Raw genomic sequence first — 15853 nt, 5'->3', positions numbered from 1 at the left:
TTATTTCAACACCATAATTGGCGAACCTGTCATTTCTGCAGGTTGTTCCAAACCCATTAAATGCAGCATAGTGGGTGCAACATCGCTCAAGGCTTTACCGGTATGCGCTTGTGCGTCACGACCTACATAAATAAAGGGTACTGGCTCGCTAGTATGTGCTGTGTGCGCTTGGCCTGTTTTAAGGTTTGCCATTTGCTCTGCATTACCATGATCAGCAGTTATTAGTGCTTCTCCACCATATTCTTTAAGGGCATCAACTACGCGACCAATACAGCTATCTACTGCTTCACAGGCTTTAACTGCCGCCTCAAATACACCTGAGTGGCCTACCATATCGCCATTAGGGTAGTTACAAATAATGGCATCATACTTTCCACTTTTTATTGCTGCAACGAGTTTATCGGTAAGCATTTGTGAGTTCATTTCTGGCTGTAAATCATACGTTGCTACTTGAGGAGATGGGATCAGCTCGCGAGTTTCGCCGTCAAACTCATTTTCGCGTCCGCCACTGAAGAAGAAGGTAACGTGGGCATATTTTTCAGTTTCAGATATACGTAGCTGAGTTTTACCTTGTTTTTCAAACCATTCGCCAAGTACGTTATTAAGCGGCGTTGGGCCAAAAGCTACTGGCGCATCAATATCGGCGGCGTATTCTGTCATCATCACAAAGGCACTAAGCTCGGGCGATTTTTTCTTATTAAAGCCGTCAAAACCAGGTTCGACAAAGGCGCGAGTGATTTCACGTGCACGGTCTGCTCTAAAGTTGGCAAATATAATGGTATCGCCATCATTTACTTTTACAGATTCGCTACCTTTAGGAGTGATAGAACTGGCTGCTACAAATTCGTCATTTTCATCGCGCTCGTAGGCAGCATTGAGTGCGCTTAAGCCATTTTCATAATCAAAGTCGCCTTCACCTAGGGTGATTAAATTATACGCTTTTTCAACACGGTTCCAGCGGTTGTCTCTGTCCATGGCGTAATAGCGACCAACTAATGAGGCTAAACGGCCACATTTAAGTTCGCTAAATAAAGCTTCAATTCGCTCAATAGATGCTTTGGCACTTCGTGGTGGTGTATCTCGGCCATCTAAAAAGGCATGAAAGTACACCTCTTTAGCGCCGCGTTTTGCAGCCAGTTGTATACTCGCCACAATATGATCTTCGTGACTATGAACGCCACCAGGGCTTAGCAGTCCCATAATATGAACGGCTTTGTTGGCATGAACGGCTTTATCAATGTTTTCAACCAGTGCGGGGGTTGAGTCAAATTCGCCATCATCAATGGCTTTAGTGATGCGGGTAAAGTCTTGATAAACAATACGACCGGCACCTAAGTTAACATGACCAACCTCAGAATTACCCATTTGACCATCAGGAAGACCCACATCTAAACCCGATGCTGAAATTAATGTATGAGGGCGCGTTGCCCAAAGCTCATCTAACACAGGGGTATTAGCAGCTAAAATGGCATTGCTTTGCTCATCTTCTCTGTATCCCCAGCCATCTAAAATCATTAATACCAGTGGTTTTTTATGCTCTGTCATAGTCACTCCTATTAGGGTCTGTTGACCTTTGCGGATTAAAATTTGTTCAAACTAGGGGCGGTTTAATCGCGGCGCGAGGTTTGTAACCTAGTGGGCTAAGTCAAAACCGAGCAAAGCTTCCGCGTCCTGCTCACGCCCCTTACCTACATCCATGTAGGCAACAAAGAGTAAATCGCCCCTAGGCAGAACCCTTCGGGCAGCACCTGTTTGGCATTGATGCTGCGTTATCGCCTATTTATGGGGAATAACCACACCACATAGGCTCTGCCTTGCCTAAATACCAAACAGGCTGCTGCAAATTTAACCTTGAAAGATCAACAGACCCTAGCGTTGCTAAAATACACGCTAACATTAATGCCAACATGCCAAGCCTAAGCATACCGTGTTTTATAGCTAGGATCAGCAATGAAAAGAAGATATTAAAAATTTTCAATGAGCTTCCTCTCTCAATTGAATATTTTAAAGGGTTAGGTTATTTTTCAGTTAAAAAGAGCGCTACATTGTGGCTTTCAGGCGTGCTTAAACTCGCATTTTTAGCTGATTTGGGTATACTTGCGCGGCTAATCCCTATTTTATTCAAGTATTGAATAGGCTTGTGGGGTAAGTTAAGCCTCTGTGTAGGTAAAATTCAGAGTAGCCTAACAGTACTCTAAATTGATTTACTGATGAGTGACTGCTCATTATGTAAGTACAATAAATATGAATTAAATATCTAAAACACCCTGTTTTAGCATGTAACTTTATAGTGGAAGTCGAATGGATCAATATATTGAATTTGTCTCAAATCATCCAATTCTAAGCCTAGCTTGGGTTGCGATTGCGTTTCTTATTGTTAGTGGCGCAATAAAAAGTAAATTTTCAGCAATTCGTCAGATCAATCCTCAGCAGTTAACGTTACTTATTAACCGCGAAGACGGTCAGGTTGTTGATATGCGTGGGCAAAAAGAGTTTAAAACCGGCCATATTGCCGGTGCTGTGCATTTAAACCCTGAAAAAGCCAAAGAATCTGATTTTTCAACCCTTGAAAAGTACAAGAGCAAACCCATTATAGTGGTATGTGCTGCAGGTATGACTGCCTCAGGCGTTGCAACAGCAATGCATAAAGCAGGATTTGAACAGGTTTCTGTTTTGTCTGGCGGTATGGGTGCGTGGCAATCAGCAAGCTTGCCAACAACAACCGGTCGCTAATACGCCTTAGCTAAACCGATTAAGGATTATATTATGAGTAACGTTGTTTTATACACCAAAGGATACTGTCCTTTTTGTCATCGCGCATTAGCGTTGTTAGACAGCAAAAGTGTAAAATACACAAATATTGATATTGGCTTACAGCCAGAGCTTCGCGATGAAATGATCGCCAAAGCCGGTGGCGCAAGCACGGTTCCACAAATTTTTATTAACGATGAACACATCGGTGGCTGTGACGATATGATGGCACTAGAAGCACAAGGTAACCTTGATGCTAAGCTGAGTGCTTAATTTAATTAATTATAATAAATAACAGGTTAGGAATAACAATGAACGAACAAAATCAAAACGCAGCAGCAGAAGCTGATGCAGGCGCACAGTTTACTATTCAACGTATTTATACTAAAGATGTGTCGTTTGAAACGCCAAATTCACCCGCTATTTTTCAAAAAGAGTGGGCTCCAGAAGTAAAATTAGATTTAGATACACGCTCTAATAAGCTTGATGAAGGTGTTTACGAAGTTGTTTTAGCGTTAACTGTGACGGCATCTATCGGTGAAGAAACTGCGTTTTTATGTGAAATTCAACAAGCAGGTATTTTTACTATTGCTGATGTTGAAGAAATGCAATTAGCACATATGCTAGGTGCATTCTGCCCTAACGTGTTATTCCCGTATGCACGTGAAGCGGTATCGAACTTAGTAAACCGTGGTACGTTCCCACAGCTTAACCTTGCACCGGTTAACTTTGATGCATTATTTGCACAATACATGCAGCAACGCACAGCGCAAGCTGAGCAGGCTTCAGCAGACGCATAATTTATGAATACAGCAACATCAGCTGTTACTGTTTTAGGGGCGGGGTCTTATGGCACCGCCCTTGCTATTTGTTTAGCCCGAAATGGTCACAATGTGACTTTATGGGGGCGCAATAGCCAAGACGTTGCGACGCTTGCAGCTGAGCGAAAAAATCAACGTTACTTACCTGATATTCCTTTTCCTGACACCTTAACCCTTGAAGCCGATTTGCAGCAAGCAACAGCAGCTAGCGATATTGTACTGGTTGTTGTGCCAAGCCACGCATTTGCCGACACGCTAAAGCAAATTAAACCGGCTTTGCGGCCAAATGCAAAAATAGCCTGGGCTACTAAAGGACTTGAGCCAGATACTGGGCGCTTATTGCAAGAAGTGGCAGTGCAAGAGCTCGGTGAAGAAGTACCATTAGCGGTACTTTCTGGGCCAACCTTTGCAAAAGAAATGGCGATGGGTTCACCTACTGCTATTTCGGTGTCATCAACTTCATCAGCATTTGCGAAACAAATTGCCGATCTACTCCATTGCGGCCGCTCGTTTCGGGTGTACAACAATGATGACTTTATTGGCATCCAGCTTGGTGGTGCGGTTAAAAACGTAATTGCTATTGGTGCAGGGATTTCTGATGGTGTCGGCTTTGGTGCAAATGCACGTACCGCGCTTATTACACGTGGTTTAGCAGAGTTATCGCGTTTGGGTTGTGCACTGGGTGCAAAACCAGAAACCTTTATGGGTATGGCTGGTTTAGGCGATTTAATTTTAACCTGTACCGATAACCAATCGCGCAACCGCCGTTTTGGTTTAGCGTTAGGTAAAGGTGAAAGTGTTGATGATGCGATTGCATCAATTGGCCAAGTCGTTGAAGGCTTTAGAAACACCAAAGAAGTGTATTTACTCGCGCAGCGAGCAGGTGTTGAAATGCCAATTACTGAGCAAATATACAAAGTACTTTATGAAAATAAAGACATGAAAGCAGCTGCTATGGCCTTATTAGGTCGTGAACAGAAATCAGAATAAAACGAACTGCTAGGTTTTAGGTGACAGGTATTTTTGTTTGCCTAAAACCTAAAACCTAAAACCTAAAACCTAAAACCTAAAACCTAAAACCTAAAACCTAAAACCTTACTGGGCGTTTGGAAAACCAAGCTGGCGCCAAGACTCATACACAAACACAGCTACCGCATTAGATAGATTCATACTACGGCTGTCGGCTTGCATAGGAATACGTACTCGTTGCTCGTTTGGTAATGCTTGGATCATGTCATCAGGTAGGCCTCGGGTCTCAGGGCCGAATACTAAGCAGTCACCCGCTTCATATTGTGCTTGATGGTGAAACTGACTGCCTTTAGTGGTGCACGCATACACTTTTTTAGGCTGACACTTTTCTAAGTAAGCTTCAAATGAAGCATGGCGTTGTACATGGCTAAATTCATGATAATCAAGGCCAGCGCGTTTTACACGTTTGTCATCCCATTCAAACCCTAACGGTTCAATTAAATGCAGTGAATAGCCTGTATTGGCACATAAACGAATGATATTCCCGGTGTTAGGCGGAATTTCAGGTTGGTATAAAACAATATCCAGCACAATAAGCCCTATAAAATCTTTAATTTGACGGGGTCAGTATACACGAACAATGAATAAAAAATGATATACTGAAAACATTAAATACAGCTTACAACGGAAAGATACGTGCATAATCGCAGTTATGAATTTTGGGTCAAGGCCTCCAGTATAGTGACCATGATTATGGTCAGCCTAATGATTGCGACCAAAGCATGGGCGTGGCTTGCGTCGGGTTCGGCGTCAATGCTTGGCTCATTAACCGACTCATTAATGGATATAACAGCAACACTAATGAGCTTTTTGGTTTTATCGTATGCACTGCGTCCTGCGGATGACGACCACCGATTTGGCCACGGTAAAGCAGAGGCACTTGCAGGGCTTGGGCAGGCCGCTTTTATTGCAGGCTCAGGTTGTTTATTGGCGTTTCACGGTATTGAGCGACTAATTAACCCCGTAGAGCTGACACATTCATTATTAGGTGTGTGGGTCAGTATTTTTGCTATAGCATGTACTTTAGTAATTGTATTTGTGCAAAATAAAGTAGTGAAGCATACAGAATCAATCGCCATCAAGGCTGATTCTGTTCACTATAAAGGCGATTTAATTTTAAACGCGGCGGTACTAATTGCTATTTTACTTGCTTATTATGGGGTGCTGTATGCTGATCCTTTGTTTGCCATTGGTGTAGCGGGTTACTTACTTTATAACAGCTGGGATATAGCGACTGAGAGTGCCTCGCACTTAATGGATAAAGAGCTGCCAGATGAAGAAAAGCAAAGTATTTTTGAAATAGCGCATGCCCATATTGATGTTTATGGGGTACACGGAATTCGTACTCGACAAGGCGGTAAAGTTAAGTTTATCCAACTGCATTTAGAGCTTGATGATCATTTACCGCTTATTCGTGCCCATAAAGTAGCCGACGAAGTTGAGCTGATGATCACTCAGCAATTTGAATCGGAAGTGGATATATTGATTCACCTAGATCCATTATCGCTTGGTCGTTAACCTAACCAGAATTTAGGTTAACTTAGCGACTCACAAAATTTATATAGGCTTGTTAGTAGTGGTTGGCGAATTTCATCACGCTCAAAAAATAGCTCGTGCTTAGCCCCTTTAAACTGCTTGATTAGCGTATTTTTATGCCGGCTTGCAAGCTTGTATTGGGCTTGATTATCAACCACTTCATCATTTTCTGCGCTAGCTATAAATAGTGGGGTGGTTATGGATAGTTTATCAAGCGCTTTAATAAACGAAAAAACAGTATTCAGCCAGCCATAAGTCACGCCACCTAATTGTAATAGTGGGGTTTGCTGATAAGTTGCCCTAAATTGCTCGTAACGTATTTGGCTACTGGTTAAAGTATTAAGCGCAAACTCTTCAGGTGAGTAATCGTTTTGTCCTAGTGCATAACATCCTGAGAGCCCTAATAATGAGGCACTTGCAGCGATAAACTGTGCAATTGGCTTGGGTATTCCTTTGGTATGAATATCAAACATGGGCGCCGATAAAAATGCCCCACTAAAATCATGTGAATAACGTGCTAAGTAATCAAATGCAATGGCGCCGCCCATTGAATGACTAAGCAGTAACTTTTTACCTTGCCAGTGCTGCTGCACCACTTTTTCATTAAACTGGTTAAGATCGTGACTGTAATCTTCAAATTGTTTTACGTAGCCTTTATGGGGGTTTTTTAATAACCGATAAGAGCGACCTTGGCCTTGGTGATCAACAATAAACACTGCAAAATTATTACAATAAAGCTCCCAAAGTAGCTCTTTGTATTTATCCAGTCCTTCAATACGCCCTGAACTAATAACAATGGCAGTGTGAGCATCGTTAGGCTTGGCATAAGCATAAAACAATTCCCCAGCCGCTGTGTTTAAATACGCTTTTTTTAGCGTATTAGTATAAAACTCAATTATTGCAGGCTGATTCTTTTCAAGCTCACTTTCAGTACTATAAAACATGCTCTCTCTTTTGTATTGGTAAGCTTACCTCAACGCACAACCCGCCAGCGTCTTTATTTGATAAAGCTAAATTTCCACCATGCGCGATCACCGCATTTTTTGCAATGGCTAACCCTAAACCCGTGCCACCGCTGAGGCGGTCGCGGGCATCTGATTGCCTGAAAAACGGTTCACACAACTTATCAAGTTGCGCCTTAGGTACGCCAGGGCCATCGTCACATATTTGTATGTATATGGTATCACTGTGTTTTAAGCTGATGCTAATAGTATGTTGTGCATATTTAATGGCATTGCGCAGAATGTTCTCTAAGGCACTGGCAATCAACATTTCGTCACATTCTATATTTACTTCAACATTACCGTGTACAAGTAAGGTTTTATTGTGCTGTTTCGCTTCAAACTGAGCATCGTTAATCACATGGTCAACAATCACTTGCAACGACTGTGCTTGCAGCGATAAAGGTTGGCTATTTGCTTCTAAGCGCGATACCTGTAATACATCGGCTATCATTTTATCCAGCTGATTAGCTTCTTTTTCAATACGCAATAAATACGATTGGCTTGCTTCACTTGCTTGCATTTGCGCCAGCCCCGTCGCCATTTTTAAACGAGTTAGCGGAGAACGTAATTCATGGGATATATCGGCTAATAAGCGCTTTTGAGCGCTAAGTAGCTGCTCTAGTTGATCGGCCATGCGGTTAAAGTCGCGGCCTAAAACTCCAAGTTCATCTTTTCGCTGACTATTTATTGCCGCACGCGCACTTAAATCGCCGTTTGAGAGCTTGATTGCTGCTTGTTTTAAACTATTTATAGGGGCAATTAAGTTACGACTAAATAAAAAACTTAATGTAAGTGAGGCGATAATCGCGATGGAAATTTTTAACCATACAGGTAGCAACCTTAAACGAATAAAGAGCGGCCGCTGCTGATTTATATCTATTTCATATAACTCAAATTCCCCTTCGGGAACACGAATACGCATGGGGCCAAAAGCTTGATAGTATTCAGTAAAAATAACCTGTGGAGGCATCCCCTTGCTAAAGTTAAGTAAGCTTAAATCAATATTGTTCTCAACATCTTTACTGATCAAAACCTCATCGCTGTTTTGTGAATTTAAATAAAGTAATTTACGTTTAGTTAAACGCGGATGAGTAATAATGTCATTAATAGATCGCTTGTGTTTATGTGCGCTGCGCTCGATAGCTCGTGCTAGGTATTCTAGGTTTTTCTGCATTGGTCCTTGCAGTGGGTCATGGCTAATGGCATTTATTAGTGAAATATTACTCAAGAAAAAGAGCGCTGTAAAAGTGCCAATAATCGTCAGCCAAAACCACGTAAAGACCTTAAAAAATAAATAATGTCGTGGGTGGCGTAGCCAACTAAAACGGTGAGGTTTATTCTCCTTGGATGAAGACATACCCTGTTCCCCTCATTGTTTTAATTTTATCACCGTCTATGTGCTCGGCTATTTTTTTACGGATATTACTCACATGCATATCTATAGAGCGGTCAAAAGACGCTAACCGCCGGCCTAATACATCTTCGCTTATTTGCTCTTTGCTAATTACATTCGGGGCGTGCTTTATCAATAAGGCAAGTATCTCGTATTCGGTGCCCGTTAGTGTGAGGGAGTTGTTATTAATACTAGCTTCTCGCGTAGCAAAATTAACAGTAATACCGTTTGAAGATATTTTTTTATTGTTATTAGACACACTATTAATGTGTTCAATACGCCGAGTAATGGCTTTAACCCGGGCAAGGAGTTCACGGTGATTAAATGGTTTTGCAATATAATCATCCGCGCCGAGTTCAAGGCCAAAAATACGGTCAAAGTCTTCTCCTTTAGCGGTCAGCATAATCACTGGTGTTAATTTACTTTGCCTGAGCTGTTTTAGCACTTCAAAGCCATCTATAGAGGGCAGCATAACGTCAAGTAATATAAGCGCGTAATCGTTTTGTAAGGCTAGCTCTAAGCCTTGTTGACCATCGTGTGCGGTTTGAATGCTAAAGCCTTGTGCGCTCAGATACTCGCTCAATAACTCACATAAACCGGTGTCATCATCAATCATTAATAGTTTCATATATAAAGCCTTACGCGCTGTTTATGGTTTTATTTTACGCGCTAAATTCATCAAAAGTTAGTCTTTACATAACCTTTACACTGCTTTGCGTTACTTTGTATTGAGTTAGTTATAGTAAACATTAGCAACCAACAACCAACCTAATATTAAGGTGATGATTATGACTAAAGTAAACATGCTATCAAAATTAGTACTTATATGTGGCTTAACAGCAGCAACGCTCAGTGCGGGCAGCGCACTTGCAAAAGGTGATGGACATAAACAAGGCCACTCTCAAGCGCGCTTTTTACTTTCTGAGCGAGCAGCAGATAAGCTGGCGCTTACGCAACAGCAACAAACACAATTAAAAGCGATTTTTACAGCGCAAAAAACACAGATTAAAGCACTAAGAAACCAAAATAAAGACGCGCGTAAGGCACAGCGCCAAGCTTATAAAGCGCAGATGGATGCGTTATTGTCAGCGCCAAACTTTGACGAAAATGCAGCGAAAGAGTTATTAACCGCACGCCAAGATAAGAAACAGCAATTGGGATTAATTAAATTGAAAACCCAGCATCAGGTAATGCAACTGCTTAACGCTGAGCAAAAAGAAAAGTTAGCTAAAATAGAGCAGCGCCGCAGGTAGAAGGGCTAGGTGCGAGGTTCGAGGGGTGAAGCTCGTCGCCCGAAGCCCCGCCTTGTATCTACAGAATATTTTGAACCACAGAGGGGTCAGAGGCGCTTTGCGCTTCACAGAGTTGCCTGTTGCTAAAACCTAAAACTTAAAACCTAATACTGACGCGGGGTAAACCCGCTGCTACAGGTATAAAAAAACCTTGCAATGTTAACTGCAAGGTTTTTAAATTTCTCGAACCTCGAACCTCGAACCTCGAACCTCGAACCTCGAACCTCGAACCTCGAACCTCGAACCTTTAAAGGTTACTTAAAAAAGTCATCTTCATTTTTTGCCATCATTGCTTCAATGTCTTCAATCATGTCTTGATTGAACTCATCTGCAGCTGTAATCGGCGCGGAAATTTTATTATTTTCAAACGACCATTCACCTAAATCAATAAGTTGGCAACGCTTTGAACAAAAAGGGCGGTGCGGACTTTGTGCTGACCATTCTACTTGTGCTTTGCAGTTTGGGCAGTTAACCATAGTTGGCATAATTTACTCTCAAATTAACATAGGCTTAGCCGCTCAATTTATTGTTAAGCAACTAAGCACTTTATTTAAAAACTAGTGACACGGTTTATCTCAAGGAGTGAGGTCACGCCCTCTGCGGCTTTTCGAAGACCTGATAAGCGTATGTTATTAAACCCTGCTTTAAGTGATACCTCAGCAATTTCTAATGAGTTACCACCGCGCATTATAATTTGCGCTATTTCTGGGGTAACTTTCATGACTTCGTAAATACCAACACGGCCTTTATAGCCATCGGTACAGCTTTCACAGCCTTTCGGTGCGTATAAAATCATGTCCTGTATTTGTTGTTCATTAAAGCCTTGGCGAATAAGCTCTTCACGGGGTAAAGGCTCTGGTACTTTACATTTAGAGCACAATCGGCGCGCTAAGCGCTGGGCTATAATTAAACTAATTGAACTGGCTACATTATACGCGGGTACACCCATATTTAACAAACGGGTAATGGTTTCTGGCGCGGAGTTAGTGTGAAGCGTTGATAGCACCAAGTGACCGGTTTGCGCCGCTTTAATTGATATTTCAGCGGTTTCTAAATCACGTATTTCACCCACCATGACAACATCGGGATCTTGACGTAAGAACGCCCGTAAAGCATTAGCAAAGGTCATGTCGGCTTTAATATTTATTTGTACTTGGTTAACCCCTTCGAGGTTAATTTCTACCGGATCTTCAGCGGTACTAATATTTCGTTCCGGCTGATTAAGTATATTTAAACCCGTATACAAGGATACGGTTTTACCCGAGCCGGTTGGCCCGGTCACTAAAATCATCCCTTGTGGTTGTTCTAGTGCATCGAGGTAGAGTTTTTTCTGTTCGGGTTCATAACCTAATACATCAATGCCTAGCATAGCACTGGATGAATCTAGAATACGCATTACCACTTTTTCACCCCATAGGGTTGGCATGGTACTAACACGAAAATCAATACTTTTACGCTCAGTAATTTTAAGCTTGATACGGCCATCTTGTGGTTTACGTTTTTCAGCGATATCAAGGCGTGACATAACTTTTATACGCGCCGAAAGCTTGGTTGCTAAACTATTCGGTGGACTAGCTACCTCATGTAAAATACCATCAATACGAAAGCGAATACGGTATTTGTGCTCATAGGGTTCAAAGTGAAGATCGGAAGCACCTTTTTTTATTGCATCCATTAAAATTTTATTAATGTAGACAATAATAGGGGCATCGTCTTTGTCATCATCTTTAGGGGTGTTATCTCTTTGTGGCTCAGAGTCTAGTTCAGCAAACTCTTTAAATTCATCTTCACTTAAGTTTAAGCTACCTGTGGCATCCAGTAGTTGCTCAATTTTATGGTCGAGCTGTAGGTAGTCAACCACCACCACTTCGCATGATAAACCGGTGCTAAATTCAAAGTTTTCAAAAGCGCCGTAATCGGTAGGATCAGAGGCAGCAATGTATACTTTTCTGCCTTTTTGTACCAAAGGTAAAATATGGTGCTTGCGGATCAGCTTTTCTTTAACCAGCTCGGCAGATATTTGTGCAACATTAAAATCTTTTAAATCAAAAAAAGGCACTCTAAACAAATCAATACATTGTTGCGCTAAATCTTGGCTGTCTATTTTGCCACATTTAGAAATAAGCTCAGCAGTTGACGCAAACTCTTGTTGTTTTGCTTTTACGGTATCGGTATCAACCCGGCCGAGGGTAATAAATTTTCTTAATAACGGTGAGTTAATATTCATTGCGCACCTGATTTAATCCTTCATTTGTCAGCAATTTATCAGAAAAAAGAAAGGAATACATTAATCGTACCAATGCAGCAGGTATTTTTACTGATAAAAAATGCGCTGTTGCATGGTTTACTATCTAGCATTTAGCTTATCCAGTTATATTGTAGACTTAGCTTGCTGTAAATAATACTTATGCAGCTCAAGTAAGTCTTGTTTTACATCGTTTAAGTTGCGGTTATTATTTAAAATATCATCCGCTTTATGTTGTTTTTGCTCACGAGACATTTGTGCGTCAATAATTTGTTTTGCTTGTTCAGTGCTAATATTGTCACGTTTTGTAGTGCGGGTAATTTGTATTTCTACCGGTACGTCAATTAGCAAGGTACGATTACAGTAGCTATCAAGCTCATTTTCAAATAACAACGGCGCAACTAACACCACGTAGTCGCTTTGCGCGTTTGTTAAATCAGTGATCAGTTTAGTGCGTATTAAAGGATGTAGCAGCGCATTCAGCCATGCTTTTTGCTCAGCGTTACTAAAAATACGCGCTCTTAGTTCGCTTCGGTTTAATGCGCCATGTTCATTAAGTATGTCAGTACCAAAATGCTTAACAATAGCATTAAGCCCTTCAGTGCCAGGCTCAACTACTTGGCGAGCAATAATATCAGCATCAACAATAGTAATGCCTAGTTCTGCCAGCATATTGCTTACGGCGGTTTTACCACAGCCAATGCCGCCGGTTAGCCCTAGCACCCAGTTTTTAATATGATGGTGTGTATTATTCATAGTTAGTAGCCAATAAAATTAAAATAGCTGTTTTGTAGTTGTGACCCCCACAGCATAGTTATCCAACCGGCTATTGCTAAATAAGGACCAAAAGGAATCGGTGTTGCTTTGTCTTTACCTTGAATGCTCAGCAGGGCAATGCCAATTACTGCGCCAACCACGCTGGAGAGCAAAATAATGGTCAATAACGATTGCCAACCCAGCAATGCGCCAAACACCGCCAGTAATTTAAAGTCGCCATAGCCCATGCCTTCTTTACCGGTTATTAATTTAAACAACCAAAACACACTCCATAAGCTTAAATAGCCACATGCTGCGCCAATAATGGCATCGCTAGGGGCTATGGTATAACCCATAACTGAGGCTATTAACGCCAGCCATAAAAGCGGCAAAGTAAGCTGATCCGGCAGGAGCATGTGGTCAATATCAATAAAAGTTAGTGCTACCAATACCCAAGTAACTACAATGTACAATAAAGCCTGCTCAGTTACGCCAAAGCAATAAGCAACCACTAGGCTTAAAATAGCAGTAATGGCCTCAACGCTTGGGTAACGAATTGATATTGGGTTATTACAGGTTGCGCATTTTCCTTTTAATAATAGCCAGCTAATTATAGGGATATTTTGCCAAGGTTTAATGGCCGCTTTGCACTTAGGGCAGCATGAGTTGGGTTTAACTAAGTTAAACGTGTCATTTGTTCGTGCAGGGGCGTGTTTAGCCTTTGGGCTGGTTAGTTCATCGGCTAATAATAAGCGGCATTCAGTTTGCCATTCTTTTTGCATCATTAGCGGCAAGCGGTATATCACTACATTTAAAAAGCTACCAACAGATAAGCTCACTAAGCCAACTGTGGTCAAATAAAACCATAAATGGGCCTGCATCGCGCTGATAATATCAATAAAAAAACTTTGCATTTATTTTACCTAAAACTAAATTCTGCGTTGATAATACAGTGGTTTTACATAAGTGCAAAGTTAGGTTTTAGGATGTTAGGTTCGAGCGACGGGCGACGGGCGACGGGCAACGGGTAGCGGGTAGCGGGGAGCCACCGCGCTTTAATTGTCCTGTAGGCGGAGCTTTTTGCCGCGCACTTTAGGTGCGGGCAATGGGCTTCGGGCAACGGGCCTAGAAACTCGAAGCTCGAAGCTCGAAGCTAAATAACTGAACCTAGTTGGAATATAGGTAAGTACATGGCCACAATTAAGCCACCCACTAATACACCAAGTACTGCCATTATTAATGGCTCTAATAGGCTAGATAGGCCATCTACGGCGTCATCCACTTCTTGTTCGTAAATAGTAGCCACTTTTGCCAGCATGCCATCAAGCGATCCTGACTCTTCACCAATGGCGACCATTTGTACCACCATATCTGGGAATATTTTAGAGTTGCGCATTGCCCAGTTCATTTGGTTACCTGAACTCACCTCGGCTTTAATTTCTAAAATAGCATAGCGATAAACCGCATTACCGGAGGCACCTGCAGCAGAATCAAGCGCATCTACAAGCGGTACACCGGCAGCAAAGGTGGTCGATAGGGTACGTGCATAACGTGCTACCGCTGCTTTATTAAGTATCATGCCTATAATGGGCAGTTTGAGTATGGCGCGGTCGGTGGCATCTCTGAGTGCTAAACTCCTCAAATGGGCTTCTTTAAATATATAGCCAAATGCCATTACCGCTATTAGCGCCATCCACCAGTACTCTTGCATAAATTCAGAAATAGCAATAACAAATAAGGTAAAGGCAGGCAGTTCAGCACCAAAGCCATTAAAAATATCCTGAAATTGCGGTACTACAAAAATAAGTAGTATGGAGGTTACAATCAATGCCACCACCAATACCGCAATAGGGTAAAACATGGCCTTTTTGATTTTTGATTTTAGCGCTTCTGATTTTTCTTTATAAAGGGCTACGCGGTCAAATATTTTATCCAGTGCGCCCGATTGCTCACCAGAGGCCACTAAATCGCAATATAAATCATCAAAATAACGGGGGTGCTTTCTGAGTGCCATTGATAATGGTTGACCGGCTTTAACCTCATCACCAATGGTTTCCATGAGCTTACTTACGCTTTTATTGGTGGAGCCTGAGCCTATCATTTCAATTGATTGTATCAGCGGTACACCCGCCATTAACATAGTGGCTATTTGTCGCGTAACTAACGCAATATCTTTTGGAGTGATTTTCTGTACACTTTGTAAGCCAAATAAGGGTTTTGCTTTTCGTTTTACTTTGGAAGGAGTAATACCTTGTTTACGAAGTTGTGCCTTTACTAATGCAATGCTAGAGCCCGTAAGCTCTCCCTCTAGTTTTTTACCTCTAGCGCTTAATCCCATCCATTGGAAAGTGTCTAGATTTTTCGAAGGCTCCTTTGATGACATATACATATCTCTATTTTTATAGATAAAGCTGAGTGAATATTACTCAGCTTTACAGTCTTTCAGTATTTAACGACAGTTTGCAGGTAGGTATTTGTCTTCAACAGTACCAGCATTACATGTCCAAGTTATAGCTCCAGCGTTAGTTGTAGTGTCTGGAGTGAGTATAAGTGTTGCACCTGTTTTTACTTTATCATTGTATACAACAGTGATAATTCCTGCTGCACCGACTTCAACAGAGGTTACTGCATTACCTTTAATAGTAGCTTTTGCAGGTAACCCAGCTTCAGCATTTGTTTTAGGTAAAACAGCTTGTGATGTGAAGTACTCAGTTACAGCAGATTTTGCTGAAGCTGCTAGCGTAATCCCTTCACTAACATGAGCACGTTTTGTGTAATCCTGATAAGCAGGCAGGGCTACTGCTGCTAAAATACCGATGATTGCTACTACAATCATTAATTCAATTAGGGTGAAACCCTTTTGGTTTTGTTGTGTCATTGTTTGCATGTTTCCTCTCCTAAAGGATAATGTTGTGGTAAGCCAAACGGGTATAAGTTTTTAAACTGTAACTTATGTGTTTACTTAACCTGTTACTACAAAAATAAAATCATCTTGCCAAATTTAGTGCTGCGCTTGGGCGGAAAAA

General features: G+C 41.6%; 18 protein-coding genes. 6 read left to right on the top strand and 12 right to left on the bottom strand.

Features of this window, described 5'->3' with window-relative positions:
- Together gpmM and B1F84_RS13460 are read right to left on the bottom strand one after the other, a co-directional pair.
- The gene (gpmM, locus tag B1F84_RS13465) at positions 1–1545 is read right to left on the bottom strand and encodes a 2,3-bisphosphoglycerate-independent phosphoglycerate mutase (protein ID WP_131691718.1); all 1545 of its coding nucleotides are present in this window, start codon (positions 1543–1545) and stop codon (positions 1–3) included.
- Between the two features lie 235 nt (positions 1546–1780).
- The gene (locus B1F84_RS13460) at positions 1781–1978 is read right to left on the bottom strand and encodes a hypothetical protein (RefSeq protein WP_131691717.1); all 198 of its coding nucleotides are present in this window, start codon (positions 1976–1978) and stop codon (positions 1781–1783) included.
- Positions 1979–2301: 323 nt separating this feature from the next.
- Between B1F84_RS13460 and B1F84_RS13455 the strand changes: the two genes are divergently transcribed.
- The 4 genes from B1F84_RS13455 to gpsA are packed head-to-tail and all read left to right on the top strand — an operon-like array spanning position 2302 to position 4562.
- Entirely contained in the window at positions 2302–2733 is a 432-nt protein-coding gene (locus B1F84_RS13455; protein WP_008114901.1) for a rhodanese-like domain-containing protein, read from the top strand.
- A gap of 33 nt (positions 2734–2766) precedes the next feature.
- A complete protein-coding gene (gene grxC, locus B1F84_RS13450; RefSeq protein WP_131691716.1) occupies positions 2767–3024 on the top strand; it encodes a glutaredoxin 3 in 258 nt (85 codons plus the stop codon).
- A 38-nt stretch (positions 3025–3062) separates the two neighbouring features.
- The gene (secB, locus tag B1F84_RS13445) at positions 3063–3551 is read left to right on the top strand and encodes a protein-export chaperone SecB (RefSeq protein WP_008114905.1); all 489 of its coding nucleotides are present in this window, start codon (positions 3063–3065) and stop codon (positions 3549–3551) included.
- 3 nt (positions 3552–3554) lie between these two features.
- Entirely contained in the window at positions 3555–4562 is a 1008-nt protein-coding gene (gpsA, locus tag B1F84_RS13440; protein ID WP_008114906.1) for an NAD(P)H-dependent glycerol-3-phosphate dehydrogenase, read from the top strand.
- Positions 4563–4667: 105 nt separating this feature from the next.
- On the opposite strand, the gene trmL is transcribed toward gpsA, so the two are convergent.
- Positions 4668–5132 (bottom strand): tRNA (uridine(34)/cytosine(34)/5-carboxymethylaminomethyluridine(34)-2'-O)-methyltransferase TrmL, encoded by a 465-nt coding sequence (gene trmL, locus B1F84_RS13435; RefSeq protein WP_008466410.1) that lies wholly within the window; start codon positions 5130–5132, stop codon positions 4668–4670.
- Between the two features lie 156 nt (positions 5133–5288).
- Between trmL and B1F84_RS13430 the strand changes: the two genes are divergently transcribed.
- Positions 5289–6119, top strand: a complete 831-nt coding sequence (locus tag B1F84_RS13430; protein WP_131691935.1) for a cation diffusion facilitator family transporter — start codon at positions 5289–5291, stop codon at positions 6117–6119.
- A gap of 17 nt (positions 6120–6136) precedes the next feature.
- On the opposite strand, the gene B1F84_RS13425 is transcribed toward B1F84_RS13430, so the two are convergent.
- Genes B1F84_RS13425 through B1F84_RS13415 form a run of 3 tightly spaced genes read right to left on the bottom strand, consistent with a single transcriptional unit; the run spans position 6137 to position 9162 of the window.
- Entirely contained in the window at positions 6137–7081 is a 945-nt protein-coding gene (locus B1F84_RS13425; RefSeq protein WP_131691715.1) for an alpha/beta fold hydrolase, read from the bottom strand.
- Positions 7071–8498, bottom strand: a complete 1428-nt coding sequence (locus tag B1F84_RS13420) for an ATP-binding protein (protein ID WP_131691714.1) — start codon at positions 8496–8498, stop codon at positions 7071–7073. Before B1F84_RS13420 ends, B1F84_RS13425 begins: the two co-directional genes overlap by 11 nt.
- Positions 8476–9162, bottom strand: a complete 687-nt coding sequence (locus B1F84_RS13415) for a response regulator (RefSeq protein ID WP_076919373.1) — start codon at positions 9160–9162, stop codon at positions 8476–8478. Before B1F84_RS13415 ends, B1F84_RS13420 begins: the two co-directional genes overlap by 23 nt.
- 160 nt (positions 9163–9322) lie before the next feature.
- Between B1F84_RS13415 and B1F84_RS13410 the strand changes: the two genes are divergently transcribed.
- Positions 9323–9787 (top strand): Spy/CpxP family protein refolding chaperone, encoded by a 465-nt coding sequence (locus B1F84_RS13410; protein ID WP_131691713.1) that lies wholly within the window; start codon positions 9323–9325, stop codon positions 9785–9787.
- 293 nt (positions 9788–10080) lie between these two features.
- On the opposite strand, the gene yacG is transcribed toward B1F84_RS13410, so the two are convergent.
- The 6 genes from yacG to B1F84_RS13380 form a co-directional block, all read right to left on the bottom strand.
- Entirely contained in the window at positions 10081–10311 is a 231-nt protein-coding gene (gene yacG / locus B1F84_RS13405) for a DNA gyrase inhibitor YacG (RefSeq protein ID WP_008466423.1), read from the bottom strand.
- 65 nt (positions 10312–10376) lie between these two features.
- The gene (gene pilB, locus B1F84_RS13400) at positions 10377–12053 is read right to left on the bottom strand and encodes a type IV-A pilus assembly ATPase PilB (protein ID WP_131691712.1); all 1677 of its coding nucleotides are present in this window, start codon (positions 12051–12053) and stop codon (positions 10377–10379) included.
- 144 nt (positions 12054–12197) lie between these two features.
- On the bottom strand, positions 12198–12827 hold the full coding sequence (coaE, locus tag B1F84_RS13395) for a dephospho-CoA kinase (protein WP_131691711.1): 630 nt from the start codon (positions 12825–12827) through the stop codon (positions 12198–12200).
- Positions 12828–12829: 2 nt separating this feature from the next.
- Positions 12830–13741 (bottom strand): A24 family peptidase, encoded by a 912-nt coding sequence (locus tag B1F84_RS13390; RefSeq protein ID WP_131691710.1) that lies wholly within the window; start codon positions 13739–13741, stop codon positions 12830–12832.
- A 239-nt stretch (positions 13742–13980) separates the two neighbouring features.
- Positions 13981–15210: a type II secretion system F family protein gene (locus B1F84_RS13385; protein WP_131691709.1), complete on the bottom strand. Its 1230-nt coding sequence runs from the start codon at positions 15208–15210 to the stop codon at positions 13981–13983.
- Between the two features lie 66 nt (positions 15211–15276).
- Positions 15277–15714 (bottom strand): pilin, encoded by a 438-nt coding sequence (locus B1F84_RS13380; protein ID WP_131691708.1) that lies wholly within the window; start codon positions 15712–15714, stop codon positions 15277–15279.
- Positions 15715–15853 lie beyond the last annotated feature (139 nt).

Origin of the sequence: Pseudoalteromonas sp. DL-6, assembly GCF_004328665.1 — a bacterium.
Lineage (GTDB): Bacteria > Pseudomonadota > Gammaproteobacteria > Enterobacterales > Alteromonadaceae > Pseudoalteromonas.
This window is presented reverse-complemented; position numbering and strand designations above follow the sequence as displayed.

Coding starts and splice junctions, on each gene's coding strand:
- gpmM (WP_131691718.1), bottom strand. CDS start 1,545: ATGACAGAGCATAAAAAACCACTGGTATTAATGATTTTAGATGGCTGG.
- B1F84_RS13455 (WP_008114901.1), top strand. CDS start 2,302: ATGGATCAATATATTGAATTTGTCTCAAATCATCCAATTCTAAGCCTA.
- grxC (WP_131691716.1), top strand. CDS start 2,767: ATGAGTAACGTTGTTTTATACACCAAAGGATACTGTCCTTTTTGTCAT.
- secB (WP_008114905.1), top strand. CDS start 3,063: ATGAACGAACAAAATCAAAACGCAGCAGCAGAAGCTGATGCAGGCGCA.
- gpsA (WP_008114906.1), top strand. CDS start 3,555: ATGAATACAGCAACATCAGCTGTTACTGTTTTAGGGGCGGGGTCTTAT.
- B1F84_RS13430 (WP_131691935.1), top strand. CDS start 5,289: ATGATTATGGTCAGCCTAATGATTGCGACCAAAGCATGGGCGTGGCTT.
- B1F84_RS13425 (WP_131691715.1), bottom strand. CDS start 7,081: ATGTTTTATAGTACTGAAAGTGAGCTTGAAAAGAATCAGCCTGCAATA.
- B1F84_RS13420 (WP_131691714.1), bottom strand. CDS start 8,498: ATGTCTTCATCCAAGGAGAATAAACCTCACCGTTTTAGTTGGCTACGC.
- B1F84_RS13415 (WP_076919373.1), bottom strand. CDS start 9,162: ATGAAACTATTAATGATTGATGATGACACCGGTTTATGTGAGTTATTG.
- B1F84_RS13410 (WP_131691713.1), top strand. CDS start 9,323: ATGACTAAAGTAAACATGCTATCAAAATTAGTACTTATATGTGGCTTA.
- yacG (WP_008466423.1), bottom strand. CDS start 10,311: ATGCCAACTATGGTTAACTGCCCAAACTGCAAAGCACAAGTAGAATGG.
- pilB (WP_131691712.1), bottom strand. CDS start 12,053: ATGAATATTAACTCACCGTTATTAAGAAAATTTATTACCCTCGGCCGG.
- coaE (WP_131691711.1), bottom strand. CDS start 12,827: ATGAATAATACACACCATCATATTAAAAACTGGGTGCTAGGGCTAACC.
- B1F84_RS13390 (WP_131691710.1), bottom strand. CDS start 13,741: ATGCAAAGTTTTTTTATTGATATTATCAGCGCGATGCAGGCCCATTTA.
- B1F84_RS13385 (WP_131691709.1), bottom strand. CDS start 15,210: ATGTCATCAAAGGAGCCTTCGAAAAATCTAGACACTTTCCAATGGATG.
- B1F84_RS13380 (WP_131691708.1), bottom strand. CDS start 15,714: ATGCAAACAATGACACAACAAAACCAAAAGGGTTTCACCCTAATTGAA.